The organism is Mesorhizobium helmanticense, assembly GCF_003034915.1.
In the GTDB taxonomy this organism is placed as follows: Bacteria; Pseudomonadota; Alphaproteobacteria; order Rhizobiales; family Rhizobiaceae; genus Mesorhizobium; species Mesorhizobium helmanticense.
On record NZ_PZJX01000053.1, the window covers coordinates 56,073 to 74,681 of the forward strand.

12 protein-coding genes are annotated in these 18,609 nt (G+C 62.2%); 4 read left to right on the forward strand and 8 right to left on the reverse strand.

The features are described 5' to 3' along the window. Positions 1 to 220: 220 nt before the first annotated feature. The 4 genes from C9427_RS28595 to C9427_RS28610 all read right to left on the reverse strand — a co-directional run bounded on the left by C9427_RS28595 (position 221) and on the right by C9427_RS28610 (position 6,467). The gene (locus C9427_RS28595) at positions 221 to 1,414 is read right to left on the reverse strand and encodes an acetate/propionate family kinase (protein WP_107652376.1); all 1,194 of its coding nucleotides are present in this window, start codon (positions 1,412 to 1,414) and stop codon (positions 221 to 223) included. A 51-nt stretch (positions 1,415 to 1,465) separates the two neighbouring features. Beyond that, on the reverse strand, positions 1,466 to 3,889 hold the full coding sequence (locus tag C9427_RS28600) for a phosphoketolase family protein (protein ID WP_107652451.1): 2,424 nt from the start codon (positions 3,887 to 3,889) through the stop codon (positions 1,466 to 1,468). Positions 3,890 to 4,005: 116 nt separating this feature from the next. Continuing rightward, a complete protein-coding gene (locus C9427_RS28605; protein ID WP_107652452.1) occupies positions 4,006 to 5,601 on the reverse strand; it encodes an MBL fold metallo-hydrolase RNA specificity domain-containing protein in 1,596 nt (531 codons plus the stop codon). Between the two features lie 29 nt (positions 5,602 to 5,630). After that, positions 5,631 to 6,467: a universal stress protein gene (locus tag C9427_RS28610; RefSeq protein ID WP_107652377.1), complete on the reverse strand. Its 837-nt coding sequence runs from the start codon at positions 6,465 to 6,467 to the stop codon at positions 5,631 to 5,633. Between the two features lie 881 nt (positions 6,468 to 7,348). Here C9427_RS28610 and C9427_RS28620 point away from each other — a divergent pair. The 3 genes from C9427_RS28620 to C9427_RS28630 all read left to right on the forward strand — a co-directional run bounded on the left by C9427_RS28620 (position 7,349) and on the right by C9427_RS28630 (position 10,665). Continuing rightward, entirely contained in the window at positions 7,349 to 8,452 is a 1,104-nt protein-coding gene (locus tag C9427_RS28620) for a PQQ-dependent sugar dehydrogenase (protein ID WP_245437201.1), read from the forward strand. Between the two features lie 191 nt (positions 8,453 to 8,643). Then, positions 8,644 to 9,711 carry a pyridoxal phosphate-dependent aminotransferase gene (locus C9427_RS28625; RefSeq protein WP_245437202.1) on the forward strand — a complete coding sequence of 356 codons (1,068 nt, stop codon included), beginning with the start codon at positions 8,644 to 8,646 and terminating at the stop codon, positions 9,709 to 9,711. Positions 9,712 to 9,759: 48 nt separating this feature from the next. Continuing rightward, positions 9,760 to 10,665, forward strand: a complete 906-nt coding sequence (locus C9427_RS28630) for an allantoinase PuuE (RefSeq protein ID WP_107652379.1) — start codon at positions 9,760 to 9,762, stop codon at positions 10,663 to 10,665. Positions 10,666 to 10,718: 53 nt separating this feature from the next. Here C9427_RS28630 and C9427_RS28635 read toward each other — a convergent pair whose 3' ends face one another. The 4 genes from C9427_RS28635 to C9427_RS28650 all read right to left on the reverse strand — a co-directional run bounded on the left by C9427_RS28635 (position 10,719) and on the right by C9427_RS28650 (position 17,016). After that, the gene (locus C9427_RS28635) at positions 10,719 to 11,621 is read right to left on the reverse strand and encodes an SMP-30/gluconolactonase/LRE family protein (RefSeq protein ID WP_107652380.1); all 903 of its coding nucleotides are present in this window, start codon (positions 11,619 to 11,621) and stop codon (positions 10,719 to 10,721) included. 89 nt (positions 11,622 to 11,710) lie between these two features. Next, positions 11,711 to 14,131: a GcvT family protein gene (locus C9427_RS28640; RefSeq protein ID WP_107652381.1), complete on the reverse strand. Its 2,421-nt coding sequence runs from the start codon at positions 14,129 to 14,131 to the stop codon at positions 11,711 to 11,713. A 151-nt stretch (positions 14,132 to 14,282) separates the two neighbouring features. Continuing rightward, entirely contained in the window at positions 14,283 to 15,938 is a 1,656-nt protein-coding gene (locus C9427_RS28645) for an ABC transporter substrate-binding protein (protein WP_107652382.1), read from the reverse strand. Positions 15,939 to 16,128: 190 nt separating this feature from the next. Beyond that, the gene (locus C9427_RS28650) at positions 16,129 to 17,016 is read right to left on the reverse strand and encodes a LysR substrate-binding domain-containing protein (RefSeq protein WP_107652383.1); all 888 of its coding nucleotides are present in this window, start codon (positions 17,014 to 17,016) and stop codon (positions 16,129 to 16,131) included. 171 nt (positions 17,017 to 17,187) lie between these two features. On the opposite strand from C9427_RS28650, the gene C9427_RS28655 reads away from it, so the two are divergent. Further along, the gene (locus C9427_RS28655; protein WP_245437203.1) at positions 17,188 to 18,606 is read left to right on the forward strand and encodes an MmgE/PrpD family protein; all 1,419 of its coding nucleotides are present in this window, start codon (positions 17,188 to 17,190) and stop codon (positions 18,604 to 18,606) included. Positions 18,607 to 18,609: the final 3 nt, after the last annotated feature.

Genomic DNA, 18,609 nt, shown 5'->3' on the forward strand with positions numbered 1-18,609 from the left:
CGAACGCGACATGGGGTTCACGCCACGACCTACCCCGGCGGCCCGACACGCCCGTTGGATCTGGGTAGTTCGTTGAAGCCTTTGGCGACGAGCCTCGCCTGTGCTTCGGCCGCGGTGAGGCCTGGCCGCGGGAACGTCGTCGCCGCCGATTGAGGCAAGCCGGCGTTCTCGCGCCCCTGGCGCGCGCGCTCCTGTGTCTTCCGTCCGACAAGAACTGACATCAGCTTGCGCGCTCAGGTGACGCGCGACTGTGCCGGTGCAGTTCGGCGGCCACGGCCCTCTCCTCATCCGTGGGAACCACCAGGACCTCGACCCTGGAACCGGCAAGGCTGATGATTTCGTCGCCGCGCTGGTTGCGGTCCTTGTCTATGGCTACGCCGAGCCAACCGGCAAAGGCCCCGACCTTTTCCCGGATCGACGGCGCGTTTTCGCCGATGCCGGCCGTGAAGACCAACCGATCCAACCCTCCCAGGGCAGCGGCCAGCGACCCGATCTCGCGCCCGATGCGATAGACGAAGAGATCGATGGCCTCGGCGGCAGCAGGATCGTGCGAGCCGGTCAGCGTGCGCATATCACCGGATATGCCGGACACACCGAGCAGGCCGGATCTCTCGTACAAAAGCGTGACCAGTTCGTCGGCCGGCAGCTTCCGATCCTGCAGCAGATGGAGGATGACCCCCGGGTCGAGCGCGCCGCAACGCGTGCTCATGACAAGTCCGTCCAGCGTCGAGAATCCCATCGTCGTGGCGACACTGCGTCCGCCATCCATGGCGCACAGGCTGGCACCGCTGCCGAGATGAGCGACGATCGCCCGGCCGCCGGCACCCGCACCGTAGCGCTCCCGCAGCTTCGTAGCGATATGGCTGTAGGACAGGCCGTGAAAGCCATAGGAAACAACGCCCGCTTCGGTCAGCTCGCGTGGGAGGCCATAGATCTTGGCAAGTTCCGGTCGGGCCGAATGAAACGCGGTGTCAAAGCATCCGACCTGAACAGCCTGCGGCAGGAGCTCGGCAGCCAGCGAGACTATATCGAGATTGACCTTCTGGTGGATCGGAGCCAGCGGTTCGAGCAGGCGCAGTGCTTCAAGCGTGTGCTCATCGAGCCGCGTCGCTTCGGTGAAGTCGCGACCGCCATGGACGATCCTATGCCCGACCCTGTCGATGGAGCGGAGGAGATCGCGATCACCGAGCAGCGAAGCGACCGTCGCGAACGCTTCGTCGATATCGATCGGTCCCTCGCCCAGGCTTCTTTCTATTGCCGGCCGACCCGCCGCGACCTCGACACGCAGCCGTGGGTGCTTCGCAAGCGACGAGACATTGCCGCGTAGCAGCAGCGTAAGCTCTGCGCTTGCCTCGAAGACAGCGAATTTCAGGCTCGATGACCCGCCGTTCAGGACAAGGATCGCATCGGTCATGCAGCCATCCGATCCCGTGCCATTGCGATGCGCCGAAGGCCGCTCATCGGCTCATTCAGCAGGTTTTGGCGTTGCATCCGGCGCCTGCTCCCATTTCCAGCCAAGGATCTCCGGCATATCTTGCCCATGAGCCCGAATATAGGCTTGATGCTCAAGCAGCTTGCCCTCCATTGCCTGCATCAGGCCAATATTGGCGCCTTTGACCTTTGGCAGGCGGTCGAGGACGCTTTGGACGAGATGGAACCGGTCAAGGCCATTCAGCACCGTCATGTCGAAAGGCGTCGTCGTCGTGCCCTCCTCGTTGTAGCCGCGCACATGGATGTTGTCGTGATTGGTGCGCCGATAGGTCAGGCGATGGATGGTCCAGGGATAGCCGTGATAGGCGAAGATGACCGGCTTGTCGGTCGTGAACAGGACATCGAAATCGCGATCCGACAGCCCGTGCGGGTGATGCTCCTTGGGCTGCAGGGTCATCAGGTCGACGACGTTGACCACCCTGATCCTGAGTTCAGGAATATGGTGCCTGAGAATCTGCACGGCGGCCAGCGTTTCGAGGGTCGGGACGTCGCCGGCGCAAGCCATGACGACGTCCGGCTCGTCGCCATTCTCGGTCGACGCCCAGTCCCAGATACCGATGCCTGTCCTGCAATGGACGACGGCCTTGTCCATGGACAGCCATTGCCATGACGGCGGCTTGCCGGCGACGATGACGTTGATGCGGTTCCATGTCCGAAGCACGTGATCGGTCACGCAAAGCAAGGTGTTGGCATCCGGCGGCAGATAGACGCGCACGATGTCGGCCTTCTTGTTGAGGGCAACATCGATGAAGCCGGGGTCCTGATGGCTGAAGCCATTGTGCTCCTGATGCCAGACATGGCTCGACAGCAGATAGTTCAGCGAGGCGACCGGACGTCGCCATGGAATGTCGCGGCAGGCATCGAGCCATTTCGCATGCTGGTTGAACATGGAATCGACGATGTGAATGAATGCTTCGTAGCAGGAAAACAGGCCGTGCCGCCCGGTCAAAAGATAGCCTTCGAGCCAGCCCTGGCAGGTGTGCTCGGACAGGATTTCCATAACCCTGCCGTCGCGGCCGAGATGAACGTCCTCGGGCAAGATCGTTTCCATCCAGGCGCGCTCGGTGACCTCGAACACGTCCTGAAGCCGGTTCGAGGCTGTCTCGTCCGGACCGACGATGCGGAAGTTCTTCGCCGCCTCATTCAGCTCCATCACGGCACGCAGGAACTTGCCCATTGTCCGCGTCGACTCTGCCTTCACCGCGCCCGGTCGTTCGACCGCAACCGCATGGTCCTGCAGCGCTGGCAGATCAAGGGAGCGGCGCAGCAAACCGCCATTGGCATGTGGGTTGGCGCCCATGCGCCGTGTGCCCTCGGGTGCGGTAGCGCGGATCGAGGCGACAGGAGCGCCGGCGGCGTCGAACAGTTCGTCCGGCCGGTAGCTCTTCAGCCAGTCCTCAAGCAGCTTCAGGTGCGCAGGGTTTTCCGCAAGGCCCGACAACGGAACTTGGTGCGAGCGCCAGAAGCCTTCGGTCTTCAGCCCGTCGACCTCTTTCGGGCCGGTCCAGCCCTTGGGACTGCGCAGCACGATCATCGGCCATTTCGGTCGCGAGGTCGGCGCGTCGGAACCATCGCGCGCGGCATGCTGGATCGCTCGGATGCGATCGAACGCGTCGTCGAGCACGATCGCCATCCGCTCGTGCATCAGCGCCGGATCGTGCCCCTCGACGAACAGCGGCTCATAGCCATAGCCAATGAACAGCGCGCGCAGTTCGTCTTCGGGGATACGGGCCAGGATGGTCGGATTGGCGATCTTGTAGCCGTTCAGATGCAGGATCGGCAGAACCACCCCGTCGCGCGCCGGGTTGAGAAACTTGTTGGAATGCCACGCCGCGGCCAGCGGCCCGGTTTCGGCCTCCCCGTCGCCGACGACACAGGCGACGACAAGGTCCGGATTGTCGAAGGCCGCGCCAAAGGCATGAGAAAGCGCGTAGCCCAATTCGCCGCCTTCGTGGATCGAGCCGGGCACATCAGGCGCGGCATGGCTCGGGATGCCACCTGGAAAGGAGAACTGCCGGAACAGCTTGCGCATCCCCTGCTCGTCCATCGTGACGTCTGGATTGAACTCGCTGTAGGTGCCCTCCAGATAGGTGTTCGCCACCATTGCCGGGCCACCATGGCCGGGACCACAGACGTAGATCGCATTCGCGTCCCTGAGCCTGATCACGCGATTGAGGTGGGCATAAATAAAACTCAACCCCGGCGACGTTCCCCAGTGGCCGAGCAGGCGCGGCTTGACATGCTCCAGCCGCAACGGTTCGCGTAGCAGCGGATTGTCGAGCAGGTAGATCTGACCGATCGTCAGATAGTTCGCGGCGCGCCAATAGGCATCGATATCGTGCAGTTCGCGTTCAGACAGAAGACCACCGGAAGCGCGGGGTTTCGTATGCTCGGTCATGTTTGGCTCCTTGTTGGCGACGGTCGCCGGATCGCGACTTGCGCCTGTGTTCGTCGACCTGCAGCGAATGGACACAAACGCGTTGGCGCGCTTTCAGTTCATCGCGTCGCAGGCTTTTAAGCGTCATTGTCCTCGAGCGCCCGGCGCATGCGCCTGATCACCGCGGCGCGGCCCCGTTCGTCGGCTCCGGCGCCTACCGCCTCGTTGATGTCCAGGAGAAGTCTTGAAAGGTCATTGTGCCAGTCGAGGCGAGCAACCTTTTCCGGCCTCAGACGGCGCGGCTCGTTGGTCTCGACCGGCAAACTGCCGCTGAGCGTCAATTGGAAGGCATCATCCAGCCGCGGCATGATGATCCTGTCGTCGGGGATCATCGATCGCAGTCGCTCGCTGAAACCACGTAGCCCTTCTTCCTCGCCATGCGTCAGGAATACCACCTGCTTCACCGGACTTCTGGCCTCGACCCAGGCGACCAGTTCGGCGGCATCGGCGTGGCCGGAATAGAGGTCGAACAGGCTGATATGCGCCTTGACCTCGACCTCTTCACCTTGGATGCGCACACGCCGCGCCCCGTCGAGCAGCACCCTGCCGAGCGTTCCTTGGGCCTGGTACCCCGCGATCATCACTGTAGCGTTCCGGCGCCAGAGATTGGCCTTGAGATGATGACGGATACGCCCAGCATCGCACATACCGCTGGCGGCGATCACCACGAAGAAGCCGGTCAGGCGATTGATCGCCTTACTCTGTTCCACCGTCTCGGTGAAGCGCAGCTCCTTCGAGCTGAGGGCCTGGCGCAAGACGTCGCCCTGTTCGATGTCGTCGGCGTGCCGTTCGAAAACCGCGCTGGCGCGTGTGGCCAGCGGCGAGTCTACGAAGACCGGCGCCGTCGGCACGGCACCGGTCTGCATGAGCAGGTGGAGGTCGACCAGCAGCTCCTGCGTCCGCTCGACCGCGAAGGATGGAATGATCAGCGGGCCGCTGGCCGCGGCTGCGCCACGAACGATGTCGCCGAGCATGGATCGCCGTTGTTCGGGCGAGACGTCTGGCCGGTCCCGATCGCCATAGGTCGATTCGCAGATGAGATAGTCTACACCGGCCGGACCTTCCGGATCGGTCTGCAGCAACTTGTGGCCAGGCCCGATATCGCCTGAAAACAAAATCCGCATCGGGGTCTTCTGATGATCTAGATCGATCTCGAGTTCGACCGAGGCGGAGCCGAGTAAATGGCCGGCGTTCCAGAAGCGTCCGCGAAGGCCATCGGCTATGGTTGTCCAATCGCCGTATTCCAGGGCCCGGAACAAGGTCATGCAGGCAGCCGCATCCTGAAGGCTGTAGATCGGCTCGACCAACGGCCTTCCGCGCTGCGCATTGCGGCGGTTCAGTTGCTCGACCTCCATTTCCTGGATATGCGCCGCGTCCGGCAGCATCACCGAGCAAAGATCGATGGTGGCGCGGGTCGTGTGGATCGGGCCGGAAAAGCCCTGTTTGACCAGTTTCGCCAAAAGGCCACTGTGATCGATATGCGCGTGCGTCAGGATGACGGCGTCGATCGCCTCCGGCGGGAACGGGAACGGGCCATAGTTCAGTTCCCGCTCCGACTTCGATCCCTGGAACAGGCCGCAGTCGACGAGAACCCGCCAGCGAGGCGTTTCGATCTCATAGCATGAGCCGGTGACGCCGTGGGCCGCGCCATGGAAGCGCAGAACCGGATCCATGCCGCGACCGCCTTGCATGTCGCCGCGCCCTAGTGCGAGAGCAGGACAGGCAGGCGCGGATCCGCGAGAACACCCTCGGTCGCGCCGCCGAGCACGAAGTCCCTGACACGCGAATGACCGTATCCACCCATGACCAGCAGCTTGCAGCCGATCTTCAGGGCGTATTCCTGGAGAGCGGCGGCGATCGAAAGGTCACCGGCCTGGATCGAAGCGGTTTCGACCGTCAGCCCGCGTGTCCTCAGGCCCTCGGCAAGACGCTCTCCGATGTCTTTTCCGGGCAGCGGCTTTTCATCGGTCACACTGACGACCGTCACCTTGGAAGAGCGTTCCAGGAACGGCCGCGCGTCGGCGACGGCCCGCGCCGCCACGCGGCTGCCGTCCCAGGCGATGACGACATGGTCAAGCGCGCCGACATCCGTTGCCTCGCGAAGCAGCAGTGTCGGCCGGCCTGCGCCGAACAGCAGAGCCTCGGCAGTCATGCGCGCCGTCTGATTGTCCGGTGCCATGCCGACCAGACAGAGATCGAAGTAACGGCATTGTTTTGCGGCCTCATCGCCCATCAGGGCCGGCGCAGCCGCGATCTCCTGCGTGGTCACGGTCACCGCGCCCTCTGAGGCCTCCTTGGCAACCGCTTCAAGCAGGACCTTGCCATGCTTGCGGCTGGTCGCCTCGACCTCCCGGATCTTGGTGGGAAGGTCGAGCAGGTAGCTCGAGAGCGCGTTCGAAACGTCTGGAATATCGACGTTGACGGCTATTGCGTGAAGGGTTGAGCCGAGTTGCTTGGCGACGGCAACTGCGTTTACCGCTGCTGCCGGGGAGTTTGCCTCTGGATAGGTCGCCAGACAGAGGACTGCCATAAGCTTCATCTGATTTCGCCTTTATTGGTGCAGCCCAAATGGCCATCGTTCGCGACATTTGTAGTCCCAAGGGACGAGCCCGGCTTTGATCCACCGCAAACGCGCCTCCCCTGGATGATTGCGCGCGCGCCGGTGCCCCACCGATATCGCCCGCCCGTCGTTGCGCCTGGCGATAACGGCCAGAACGCAATCGCGTGACGAAAACCGTCGCGTCGTTTCTGGAAATTGTCCCGGCTGCGGGAAAGATTATGCCCATCGCTATTGTTGGAGCGAATGTGGTCTCTGTCAGACATCAATGCCCAAGCCGAAGACACGACGACGATGGGCGCCGGCGATCACCCCGATCCAAGCCAGTTCGGGCGCGTCTCTAAAATCAAGAACATGCGGTGATGCTATCAGACAGAGCCCAAGTACAACCTCAGCCCATTCCCTGCTGGCAGTTATCCTACTGGGGTGGTGTGCTGAGAGTTCTGCAAATTCGCTGAGAGAGGGCGGTCACGGCAGATCCGACACGGGAAGGTGAAGGACAAGACCGTCATCGCATTGGTGCCGATCTTGCACCGGAAGCTCAGATCTACCATGTTCTTCGCGCATGGAAGGCGGCCTTCGGGACGTCGAGCATATTCTTCAGCGGAACAAGTGGCAGTCAGTCGGCAACAATTGCACAGAGGTCGACAAGCTGGGGTCGAGGACAAGCTGGCCAACAGGTGAGCCACGGGCGAAGGTTGCCGCCCAGCGCCTAGCAACAGCTGCAGAGGAACAATCTCATGCGAAACATAAATCAGGCATCTCTAACCGGACACCGACAAAGCTGGTCTATCGCTTCTCGTGCCGCGATTGTATCGATAATCTTCGCAGTGGCCGGGAACGCTTCCGCGCAGGATTTCAACTTGGCGCCGCCCAATGCCGTAGACCAGCAGCCGGCGTTCCCAGGTCAGACGCGCGCTCCGGTAATCAACGACAGCACCCAGTTGATCAGCACCGTGGTCGCGGAAGGCCTTGAGAACCCTTGGGGCATGGCGGAGTTGCCGGATGGCGGATGGCTTGTAACGGAACGCCCTGGACGCATGCGCCTTGTGCGACCCGACGGGACAGTGTCTGAGCCGATCCAGGGGGTACCTGAGGTCGTGGCGCAAGGCCAAGGCGGGCTCCTCGATGTGGCCGTTCGCGATGATTTCAATGAGTCTCGGCGGGTCTGGTGGAGTTTCTCTCAGCCCCGTGGCGCTGAGGGTAATGCGACGGCTGTCGCGACTGGGGTTCTGTCGGCCGATGGCGCGGCTCTGAGCGAGGTGCGGGTCGTCTTTCAACAGCAGCCGGCATGGCGGTCGAACTACCATTTCGGATCGCGCCTTGTCTTCGACCGCGACGGCGCATTGTTTGCTACAACGGGTGAACGAGGCCAGCGGCAGTTGGCTCAAGACGTCGGCACGCATCTTGGCAAGGTCATCAGGATCAATCCGGATGGAGGCTTAGCTCCTGGCAATCCTCAGATCGAAGGCGCCCTGCCGGAAATCTGGTCCTTCGGTCACAGGAACGTACAGGCTGCCGCACTTGGACCGGATGGCGCGCTGTGGACGATCGAGCACGGCCCGCGTGGGGGCGACGAACTTAACCGTCCGGAGCCAGGCAAAAATTATGGCTGGCCCATCATTACCTATGGTGAAGATTATAGCGGAGCACCAATCGGCGAAGGGGTCACAGCCCGGGATGGCATGGAGCAGCCCATCTATTACTGGGATCCGGTAATCGCGCCGAGCGGCATGGCCTTCTACGATGGGAGCATGTTCCCTGAATGGCGAGGAAGCATCCTCGTCGGCGGGCTGTCCAGTCTATCGCTTGTACGCCTGACGCTCTCCGCTGGCCGCGTCACTGGCGAAGCTCGCTATTTGGAAGGAACTGGCCGCATTCGCGACGTGGCTGTAGCGCGTGATGGTTCGATAGTGCTTTTAACTGACGATGGCGGACAGGTTCTTCGCCTGACACGCGGGAACTAATTTGGGCGAGGTGCAGAGCGCAGCCGCGCTTGGCGGGAACTTCGTCCCTTCGAATAAGGGCCAGAATTTCGGAGCCAATGCGCAGCTAGTTTTTGCTTGTGAACGCGCAGGCGGGTTGTAGCTTGCCCATGAGCCGATCCGGCAAGGGTAGTTCACAAGATGGCCGACAGCAAAATTCCCTTGGACCAACCATGCCTCTGAAAGCTGCCGCTCATGTCGAGGCCATGTCCGCCTTTGCCTTGGCAAATTTCGGCGGCAACGACCGGACAACCCTTGCCCAGAACGAGAGCGCTTTTCCACCCAGCCCCAGGGCGATTGCCGCCGGCCAGGAAGCGATTGCCCGCAGCCATCTCTATCCTGACCCGGACTGGACGGCGCTGCGTGAGGCGATCGCGCGGGGCTATGAGGTCGAGCCCAATCTGATCTTGTGCGGCGCCGGCTCGATGGACCTGATCAGCTGCACCATCGCGGCCTTTGCGGGAAGAGGCGACGAGGTGCTGGGCACTTCCTATGCCTATAATTTCGCGGCCTCCGCCACGGCGCGCGCCGATGCTATCTATACCAGGGCCGCGGAACAGGATTTCGCCGTTTCGGTCGACAGCATTCTCGCCGCAGTCAAGTCGGCAACGCGGATCGTCTTCGTCTGCAATCCCGGCAATCCCACCGGCACCCGCATCCGCAACGCCGAACTGCTGCGCTTGCGCGCCGCATTGCCGCAGGATGTGCTTCTGCTGATCGACCAGGCCTATGGCGAATTCGACGACCAGGATCCACGGCCTGTCTTTGCGCTTGTCGCACGTGGCGATACCGTCGTGCTGCGCACGCTTTCAAAAGCCTATGGCCTGGCCGGCGCGCGCGTTGGCTGGGGGTTGTTTCCGCCTTCGGTCGCGGCCGAAGTGCGCAAGATGCAGAACTCGAACCAGGTCACGATGACAAGCCTCGCAATGGCCGTCGCGGCCGTGGAGGACCAGGCCTATATGCGCGAAACTGTGGCCCGCACGGCGAGGATTCGTGACCGGTTCGCGCAGGATCTGAGGGCTAACGGATATCATGTACCGGAGAGCCGGACGAACTTCGTGCTGATCCGCTTCTCCGACGAAGCCGCCGCGGAGGCCGCAGAGAAGGCCTTGCGCGGCGCCGATATCATTGTGCGCGGCCTGGCCGGCTACAGCCTTACGGACTGTTTGCGCGCGACGGTCGGCCCGCAAGAGATAATGGATCGGGCACTGCGCATACTGATCGACATGCATGGCGGATAGTTTTGGCGACCGCATGTTTTGCGACTGAATCCTGGAGAGATTTGAGAGATGCCGCACCTGCCTGTCCGTGACTTTATCGGCTATGGCGACAAGCCGCCTTCCGCGCAGTGGCCCGGTGGGGCCAAGCTGGCCCTCAACATCGTCGTCAACTATGAGGAAGGCGCCGAATACAGCATCGGCGAGGGCGACGGCGTCTCCGAGGCGATCCTCTCGGATCTTGCCGTGTCCCCGGCGGTACCGGGTCTGCGCAACCGCAACATGGAATCGCTCTACGAATACGGCTCACGCGTCGGTATCTGGCGGCTTGCCTCGCTGTTTCAGGACAAGGACGTCAGCCCGACATTCTACGTGGTGGGGCGTGCGCTCGAGCTCAATCCGGCGGCCGGCAAGGCGATCGCGGCGCTTGGCAGTGATATCGTTTGCCATGGCTGGCGGTGGATCGATTATGCGCCGCTAAGCGAGGCCGAGGAGCGGAAGCATATCGCGATGACCGTCGACACCGTGCAACGGATCACCGGCATCCGTCCACTCGGCTGGTACACCGGCCGGCCCAGCCTCAACACGCGCCGGCTGGTGGTGGAGCACGGCGGCTTCCTGTTCGACTGCGACGACTACAATGACGACCTGCCCTATTTTGTCGACGTCGCAGCCAAGCGGCACCTGGTCGTCCCGCATAGCTTCGACAATAATGACAGCCGGTTCTCGCGCGGCTCAGGCCTGGAGACGGGCAGCCAGTTTTTCGAATATGTCAGCGATGGGGTGGATTGGCTGCTGGCCGAAGGCGAGAAGACACCGCGCATGATGACAGTGTCGCTGCACTGCCGGCTGGCGGCCCGGCCAGGCCGCATGATCGGACTCGCCCGATTCCTCGACAAGATCAAGGCCAATCCAGACATCTGGATCTGCCGTCGCTCGGACCTTGCCCAACATTGGCTGGATCGGTTCGGCGGCTGACGTCGTCTACCGGCCGGACGGGCGAAGCCTTCACCCGCCCGCCAATGGACGCCCTATTTGTTTGGAACCTCGTAGACCTTGCCGTGCCAGGGCGCGGCATCGATTTGGTCAAGCGCCATCACGTAGAGCACTTTCTCGTCGGGTCCGAAGGCGAAGTTCGGCATAGATGGCGACGGAACCGAAAGCGTGCGCAGCAGCTTCGCGTCCTTGTCGACGACGAGGATCTTGCCTGGCGCGTCGAGCGAGCGCGGGCTCTGGCCGATATACATCTCGCCGGCCTTGTCCATCTTGATGCCGTCAGGCCAGATGTGCGGTTGGTTCGGGAACAGATCGTCGAGGCGCAGGAAGACGCGGCGGTTACTCAGGCCGTGGTTAGGCTGGACGTCGAACTCGATGATCCGGTTGTCCTCGGTCTCGACCAGATAGAGGATCTTGCCGTCGTTCGACATGACGAGGCCGTTGGCATTGTGCAGGTCGCCGGCAACCTTCTTCACGCTGCCGTCCCTGCCGATGTAGTATGTTGAGGCATCGATCAACGGCCCGCCCTTGCCGGAGCCGGTGAAATAGATGCCGCCATCCTTGTCGGGCGCGAAGTCGTTCGGTCCGCTGAACGGATTGCCGTCCGTGTCCTTGTCATAGGCCGGCAGCGTCTTGCCGTCGGCGGAGATGCGGCCGATCGTATTGTTGTCATAACAAGTGACGAGGAACTCGCCAGTCGTGGTCGGCAGCACAGCCGAAGGACCACAGCCATCCATCTTCCAGAAGATCGCGTTCTTCTTGCCATCCCACATGTCCACGGAGCCGCGGCCGTATTCAACGTAGAAGAGCTTGTCCTGATACCAGATCGGACCTTCGGCGAACCACGCGTCGTCATTGATCGCTTTGACGTTCGCCGCGTGCGTGGAGGATGTGAGAATGAGGGCAAACATGGTGCCCAGAAGCTGCCGTCTTACCATGCGATTCCCCTTTTTCAGTCGTTTGTAAATCTTCCCTGCTTCAGATTCGACGGATCTGCGGCCAGTTGAGGTTTGCCGGTTCCCATAGCTCAAGAGCGCAGTCGCTTGCCCTCGGGATCGAATGGCGGATGCGGCAGCAGGATCGCCTCATGCGGCATTCCCAGTATGGCGACCGAGACTTTGTCGCCTGCCTTGGCCGAGCCGGCCTTGACGTAGCCAAGCGCCAGCGACTGCTCGACGAAATAACCATAGGCACCTGAGGACACCTGGCCGATCGGCGTGCCGTCCGGTAGGAAGATCGGCTCGCCGCCGGTCGCGTCGGCATCCCTGGCGTCGATCGACAGCATGATCAGCTCGTCGCGCGCCGGCCTGTCGGCGACGGCGGCATAAGCATCGCGGTTGAGGAATTCGCCCTTGTCCATTTTGACAAGCCGGTCGAACTTGACCTCCTGCGGCCAATATTCGGGGGAATATTCCCGGCTCCAGCTGCCATATCCCTTTTCGACCCGTAGCGACATCAGCGCACGCGACCCGACTGGCCCGGCGCCGACTTCATTACCGGCCTTGAGCAGGGCACTGTAGAGTTCGACCTGGTTGGCGGCCGCGCAATAGAGTTCCCAGCCCAGGTCACCGGTGAACGAAACACGCAGCGCCACCACGTCGACACCAGCCACCGTGATCTGGCGCGAGCGCATGAACGGAAATGCCTCTGTCGACAGGTCGGCATTGGTCAGCCGCTGCAGCAATTCGCGTGACTTCGGGCCGGCGACATTGAAGCCGGCCAGTTCCTCGGTGCGCGAACGGAACGTGGTGCCTTCAGGCAAAGGGACGGCCTTGAAGAACCTTTGGTGGAAACGCTCGGCCATGCCGGAACCGAACACCATGAACGCGTCGGCGGCGAGCTTTGTCACGGTAAAGTCGCCGGCAATGCCGCCGCGCTTGCCGATCAGCGGCGTGAGACAGGAGCGCCCGATTTCCGTCGGCATGCGGTTAGCGAACAGCGCGTTGAGCCAGCCTTCCGCGCCGGATCCCTTGACCTCGTATTTGGCAAAATTCGAAACGTCGATGATGCCCGCATGCTCGCGCAGCATGCGCGCTTCACGTCCAACCGGAGCCCACCAGTTCTGGCGCTTGAAGCCGATCGTCTCCTCGCGCGGCTCACCTTGGACGGCGAACCAGAGCGGATGCTCCCAGCCGAAATTCAGGCCGAAGACAGCTCCCATCTGCTTTTGCATGTCATAGGCGGGCCGGGTGCGGACTGGGCGTCCCGCGGCGCGTTCCTCATTGGGGAAATGGATCTTGAAGCGGTGGCTGTACTGATCCTGCACGCGGGCCTTGGTGAAAGCCTTGCCGGCCCAGTGGCCGAAGCGCGCCATGTCCCAGGCGAACATGTCGAGCGAGGGCTCGCCCTCAATCATCCACTCGGCCGCCAACTTGCCCATGCCACCCGACTGCGAGAACCCTGGAATGATGCCGTTGCAACAGAAGTAGTTCCGCAACTCCGGTACCGGGCCAAACAGCACGGCGCTGTCCGGCGACCAGATCATCGGCCCGTTGATCACCTTTTTGACGCCCGCGGTGCTAACCGCGGGAACGCGGGCGATGGCGCGCATCATGTTGTCCTCGATGCGATCGAGATCGTCGGGAAAGAGCTCGTGGCCGAAGTCCAGCGGCGTCCCCTCCTCTGCCCAGAACTTCATGTTGCGTTCATAGGCACCGATGAGCAGCCCGAGCCCTTCCTGGCGTAGATAATACTCGCCATCGCGATCGGCGACCGAAGGCAGGCGGCGGCCCATCACGGCGATTTCAGGAATGGTCTCGGTGACGAAATACTGATGCTCGGTAGGGATCAGCGGCAGCTCAAGCCCCGCCATAGCCGCGACCTCGCGGCCCCACAGGCCGGCCGCATTGACCACCCACTGGGTGTGGATGTCGCCCTTCGGCGTGCGCACGATCCAGCTGCCATCCGGCTGTGCTTCGGTCGCGGTGACCGGGGTGAAGCGATGGATCTCGGCGCCGCGCTGGCGGGCGCCCGCGGCATAGGCGGCGGTGACGCCGGACGGGTCGACGTTGCCGCCCTCCGGCTCGTACATGATGCAGCGTATGCCGTCGAAATCGACCAACGGATGCAGCCGCTCCGCCTCGTCGCGCGCGACCTCGTAGAAGTTCATCTTGTAGCGCCGCGCCTTGGCTTCCTGCAGCCTCAGCTGGTGCTCGCGCGCTTCGGTCTGGGCGAGGTAGAGGGAGCCGGGCTGAAAGATACCGCAGCCCTGCCCGGTCTCGCTTTCCAGTTCCTTGTAGAGCGCCATGGTGTAGTGCTGCAGGCGGCTGATATTGGTGGAATCATGCAGGCCGTGGATGTTGGCTGCCGCATGCCAAGTGGAGCCGGACGTCAGCTCGTTCCGCTCGAGAAGAACCACGTCGGTCCAGCCGAATTTGGCGAGGTGATAGAGGATCGAGCAACCGATCAGGCCGCCGCCGATGACAACGGCTTGTGCATGAGTACGCATATCCAGATTTCTTCCCTTGTTCGGCGACTTTTATTTTTTGCGCTTTTTCAAAGCCTTGGAGTTTTGTTCCAACTGACTGGACGATCGCTGTCGCCTGGCGAGTTCAGGGGGCGCGACATGCGCCCCCCATATTTGCCGTGATCAACCCAGCCTATGCTTTGTCCAGCCAGACCTTGTCCAACTGCAGCTCGAATGTCTGATGCATGCCTAGGTTCTTCACATAGATCGCATGGTGCCGGTAGAGCGAACGCCAGAACGCTTGGACCAGGATGCCGGAGTCTTGCAGGATGGACTCGACGTCCTTCATCAGTTCCTTGCGCTTGTCGACATCCGGCATGGCCAGCGCCGCGTTGAGCTTCTTGTCGAATTCCGGGTTGGCGTAGCCCGACTCGTTCCAGGCCTCGCCGCTGCGATAGGCGATCGCCAGCACCTGGACGCCCAGCGGCCGCATGCCCCAATCGGTGGTCGACCACGGGTATTTCGTCCAGTCGTTCCAGAACGACGAGCCCGGAATGATGGTCCGCTTGACCTTGAAACCAGCCTCGCGCATCTGCGCGGCAACGACGTCGGCGGGGTCCTTCACATAGTCCGCATCGTAGGAGATCAGCTCGAACTCGTGATCCGTCTGGCCGGCCTCGGCCATCAGCGCCTTGGCCTTGGCGAGATCGCGTGGGACTTTCGGCAAAGCGTAATATTCCGGATGGATCGGGCAGACATGGTGGTTTTCGGCGACCTGTCCGAAGCCGCTGTAGCCGAGCTTCAGCACCGTCTCATTGTCTACCGCGAGTTGGATGGCGTTGCGCACCCGCTTGTCGTCATACGGTTTGTTGGTCACATTGGTGCGCAGCACGATGGTGCCGGCAGTGACGACCGGCTCCTTGACCAGCCCCATGCTGTCATAGAGGTCGACCGTGCCGCCGACCGTCTGGTAGTTGCAATCGATCTCACCGGCCTCGAAGGCGCTGGCGATGGCGGGGTTGGATGCGTCCGATCCGTAGTCGGTCCAGTCGACGCCATCGAGATAGGGCTCGCCGCCGAACCAGGTGAAGTCCTTGCGCCGCCGCACCGAGGCCGATTCGCCGACCTTGTACGAGATCAGCTCATAGGGACCGGTGCCCGGGGTCTTGAGCATATCGCCGCCGTTCTTGTCGAAGTCGCGATGAACGATGACGGCCGGATAATCGGCAAAGCCCGGAATGATCGTGACGTCGGACTGTTGGCATTTCAGCTTCACCGTGTGGTCGTCGACCTTGGTGATGGCGCCGGCTGCCGCTTTCTTGGTGGCGGGATCGATGAGGGAGTTCATGCGGCCGGCCATCGAATTGCCTTCGGCCGCCTTGTCGCACCAGCGCTCGATGTTGTGGACGATGTCGTCGGCGTTGAAGTCGTCGCCGTTCGACCACTTCACGCCCTTGCGCAGATGCAGCGTATATTCGATAGCGTCGTCGCTCACCTCCCAGCTTTCGACCAGATGGCCCTCGAAGGTGAAGTCGGTGGTATAGCGGATCATGTAGTCGTTGCACTGGCGCATGACATTGGCGATCTCGGACCAGTCCCAGGAGCGCGGATCCTTCATTTCCTTGATGATCATCTGCATCTTCAGGATGCCGCCCTTCTTGCCCGGCTCCAGGGCGGCGGCCTGCGCCGGCGACGAGCCGATCATTGAATAGGCGAACGCCGTGGAGGCGCCCATCGCGCTCGCCATGGCAAGAAACTCGCGGCGATCCATGCCGCCCTTCCTGACTTCGTCTGCGTAGCTTTCGATGACGGCCGGGACGCGGTCACCGTTGCTCTTGAAAATCGTCATTGTGATTCTCCGGTTTGGGCTTTCCGCCCGTTACATTCCCCTTGCGTGGAAGATGTTAGAGGCGATGCAAAAATCCCGGAAGGGCTTGAGCCCGGGCAAACCGCGGAATCCCGGCTTGTGAGGCCTAAAAAAACGATGCCATTGGCCTGTCAAATTTTGAGTTTGGAAAGTCCCCAGCTGCGAAACAGCTTTAGGCGCTGTCTTCCTGTGCCCGTAAAAGAATCCATTCCCGCACCGTGCGCGCGATGTTTCCCTTCGAAAGCTGGTTCTCGGTAAGATAGTAATTCCAGGGACTCGCGGGTCGGATCACGAAGGGTTCGACGAGCAGCCCTCGTCGCAGATACGCATGGGCAAGCGAGCGCTGGGTCGCGACGAGCCCTGCCCCCATGGCGGCCAGTTCGAGCGCGATGTTGGACGCGTTGGTTGTCAGACCCTTGTCGTAATCTGTCATATCGACGCCAAGCGCCGAGGTGACGACCTGCCAGTATTCCTGGCGGCCATGCACGAAGATCCAGTCCGCCTTGAGAATATCCTCAGGTGCCTTCAAGGCATTCTCTCCATCCAGCAATGCTGGGGCGCACAGCAAAACCAATTCGTCGTTCCAGAGCGGGACGCCGGCGGGCGGGCGGTCGTCGAAACGCCGTGTGGAAATCGTTATGTCGGCGATCTGCTCGGTGAGATCCTCCCAGATCGTGCCATGGAGCACGATCTCGATTTCGGGGTGCTTCTTTCGAAAGACCGCCATGCAACCGGCCAGCCAGTTTTCCGCCAGGCTCATCGGACAGGAGACGACCACCGTGCGATTGCGCGACGAGGTCACGATCGCCTCCGTCGCCTGGTCGATCTGGTCGAGCGCCTGACGCAACGTCGGCAGGAACGCCTCGCCCATTTCGGTGAGCTTGAGGCTGCGCGGGTAGCGGATGAACAACTGCCGGCCGATATAGTGCTCGAGCGAGCGAACATGTGTGCTGACCGCAGCCTGCGTGTAGCCAAGTTCCTTGGCAGCCAGGGTGAAGCTGAGATGACGGGCCGAACTCTCAAAGGACCTGATATAGTTCAAAGGGGGCGGCGGCTTCATCGCAAACTCCTGCAACACGCGTGGGACACGCTATCGCACGGGCAGGCAGCCGTTCAATTGCGAGAAAGCGTCAAGACATAGATATTTTTGGCCAAAGCCGCCAAACTAATCACGTGAAAGCTCGATGGACCCAATTTATTGATGTTGTGACTGCAGAGGGGAGTAATGCAAGTGGCTGTGCCGTCGCATCGGCGTGAAAGGCCTGACACGAGTACCAGCGTTGCCGTTCGCCTGGCCGATTTCGTGTTGCGGCGCCCGCCGGCCGTATTCCCCGCACCTGTCCTGGAACAGGCACGCTATCTCCTGCTGGATACGCTCGGAATTGCCATTGCGGCCGGTCCGATGGAAGCAGGCCGGATTGCCCGCGACACCGCCGCGCTTCTCTACGGCTCGACCGACCCGCTGCATTCGGCGCGCATGCTTTTCGACGGTCGCCGCGCCAGCATCGCCGGGGCCGCTTATGCAGCGGCGACGCAGATCGACAATCTGGACGGCCACGACGGATACAGTCCGACCAAGGGCCATATCGGAGTCGCTGTCGTACCGGCGCTGGCAGCGCTTGCGGAAGCGCGCCCCGATCTCGAGGGGCCGGAGGCGCTGGCATCTCTGGTGGTCGGCTACGAAATTGCCGGCCGTGCCGGCATCGCGCTGCATGCGACGGTCTCGGACTATCATACGTCTGGTGCATGGAATGCGCTCGGCGTGGCCGCGGTGGCGGCGCGCCTGCGGCGGTTCAACGACGGACAATTGCGCGAGACGCTCGGCATTGCCGAATATCATGGCCCGCGCAGCCAGATGATGCGCGAGATCGCCACTCCAACGATGCTGCATGACGGCTCCGGCGTCGGTGCGTTGACGGGCCTGTCGGCCGCGGTGCTCGCAGAACGCGGCTTCACCGGCGCGCCGGCGATCACCGTCGAAGCGCCCGAAGTCGCTCCGCATTGGCAGGATCTCGGCGCCTTCTGGCAGGTACTGCACCAGTATGTGAAGCCGTACCCGATCTGCCGCTGGGCGCATGCGGCGATCGACGCGACGCGCGGGATCTGCCTGGCGCATCATCTGATGCCAGCCGACATCAGGCACGTTCAGGTCAACAGTTTTCACTACGCCGCCACGCTGTTCGACGGCATGCCGGACACGACATCGAAAGCGCAATACAGCCTGCGCTTCGCCGTCGCGACCTTCATCATGCATGGCCGCATCGGGCTGGAGCACATTTCCGGCAGCGGGCTGGATGACGGTGCGGTCGCCGAAATGCTGAAGCGCATCACCGTCTCGGAATCGGAACGCCATAGCGCCCGCTTCCCGGCCGGCCGCTGGGCCGATGTTGTGATCTCGACGACCGACGGCCGTTTGCTCGTTTCAGGTGATGTCCACGCGCGCGGCGGACCGGAGGCGCCGCTGACGGATCTGGAAATCGAGGCCAAGTACATGGAATTCGCGACGCCGGTGCTTGGACAGGGCCGCGCCGCGGCGATCCGCGACAAAGTGCTCTCGCTCAACGACCGCGACAGCCTCTTTTCCGATCTCTCGGCGTTGCTCTACGATCCTCCAGTGATCACCAAGATGCTCCAGCGGCCGGCCTGGTAGTCC

Coding starts and splice junctions, on each gene's coding strand:
- C9427_RS28645 (WP_107652382.1), bottom strand. CDS start 15,938: ATGACGATTTTCAAGAGCAACGGTGACCGCGTCCCGGCCGTCATCGAA.
- C9427_RS28635 (WP_107652380.1), bottom strand. CDS start 11,621: ATGGTAAGACGGCAGCTTCTGGGCACCATGTTTGCCCTCATTCTCACA.
- C9427_RS28605 (WP_107652452.1), bottom strand. CDS start 5,601: ATGGATCCGGTTCTGCGCTTCCATGGCGCGGCCCACGGCGTCACCGGC.
- C9427_RS28650 (WP_107652383.1), bottom strand. CDS start 17,016: ATGAAGCCGCCGCCCCCTTTGAACTATATCAGGTCCTTTGAGAGTTCG.
- C9427_RS28625 (WP_245437202.1), top strand. CDS start 8,644: ATGCCTCTGAAAGCTGCCGCTCATGTCGAGGCCATGTCCGCCTTTGCC.
- C9427_RS28640 (WP_107652381.1), bottom strand. CDS start 14,131: ATGCGTACTCATGCACAAGCCGTTGTCATCGGCGGCGGCCTGATCGGT.
- C9427_RS28630 (WP_107652379.1), top strand. CDS start 9,760: ATGCCGCACCTGCCTGTCCGTGACTTTATCGGCTATGGCGACAAGCCG.
- C9427_RS28595 (WP_107652376.1), bottom strand. CDS start 1,414: ATGACCGATGCGATCCTTGTCCTGAACGGCGGGTCATCGAGCCTGAAA.
- C9427_RS28600 (WP_107652451.1), bottom strand. CDS start 3,889: ATGACCGAGCATACGAAACCCCGCGCTTCCGGTGGTCTTCTGTCTGAA.
- C9427_RS28610 (WP_107652377.1), bottom strand. CDS start 6,467: ATGAAGCTTATGGCAGTCCTCTGTCTGGCGACCTATCCAGAGGCAAAC.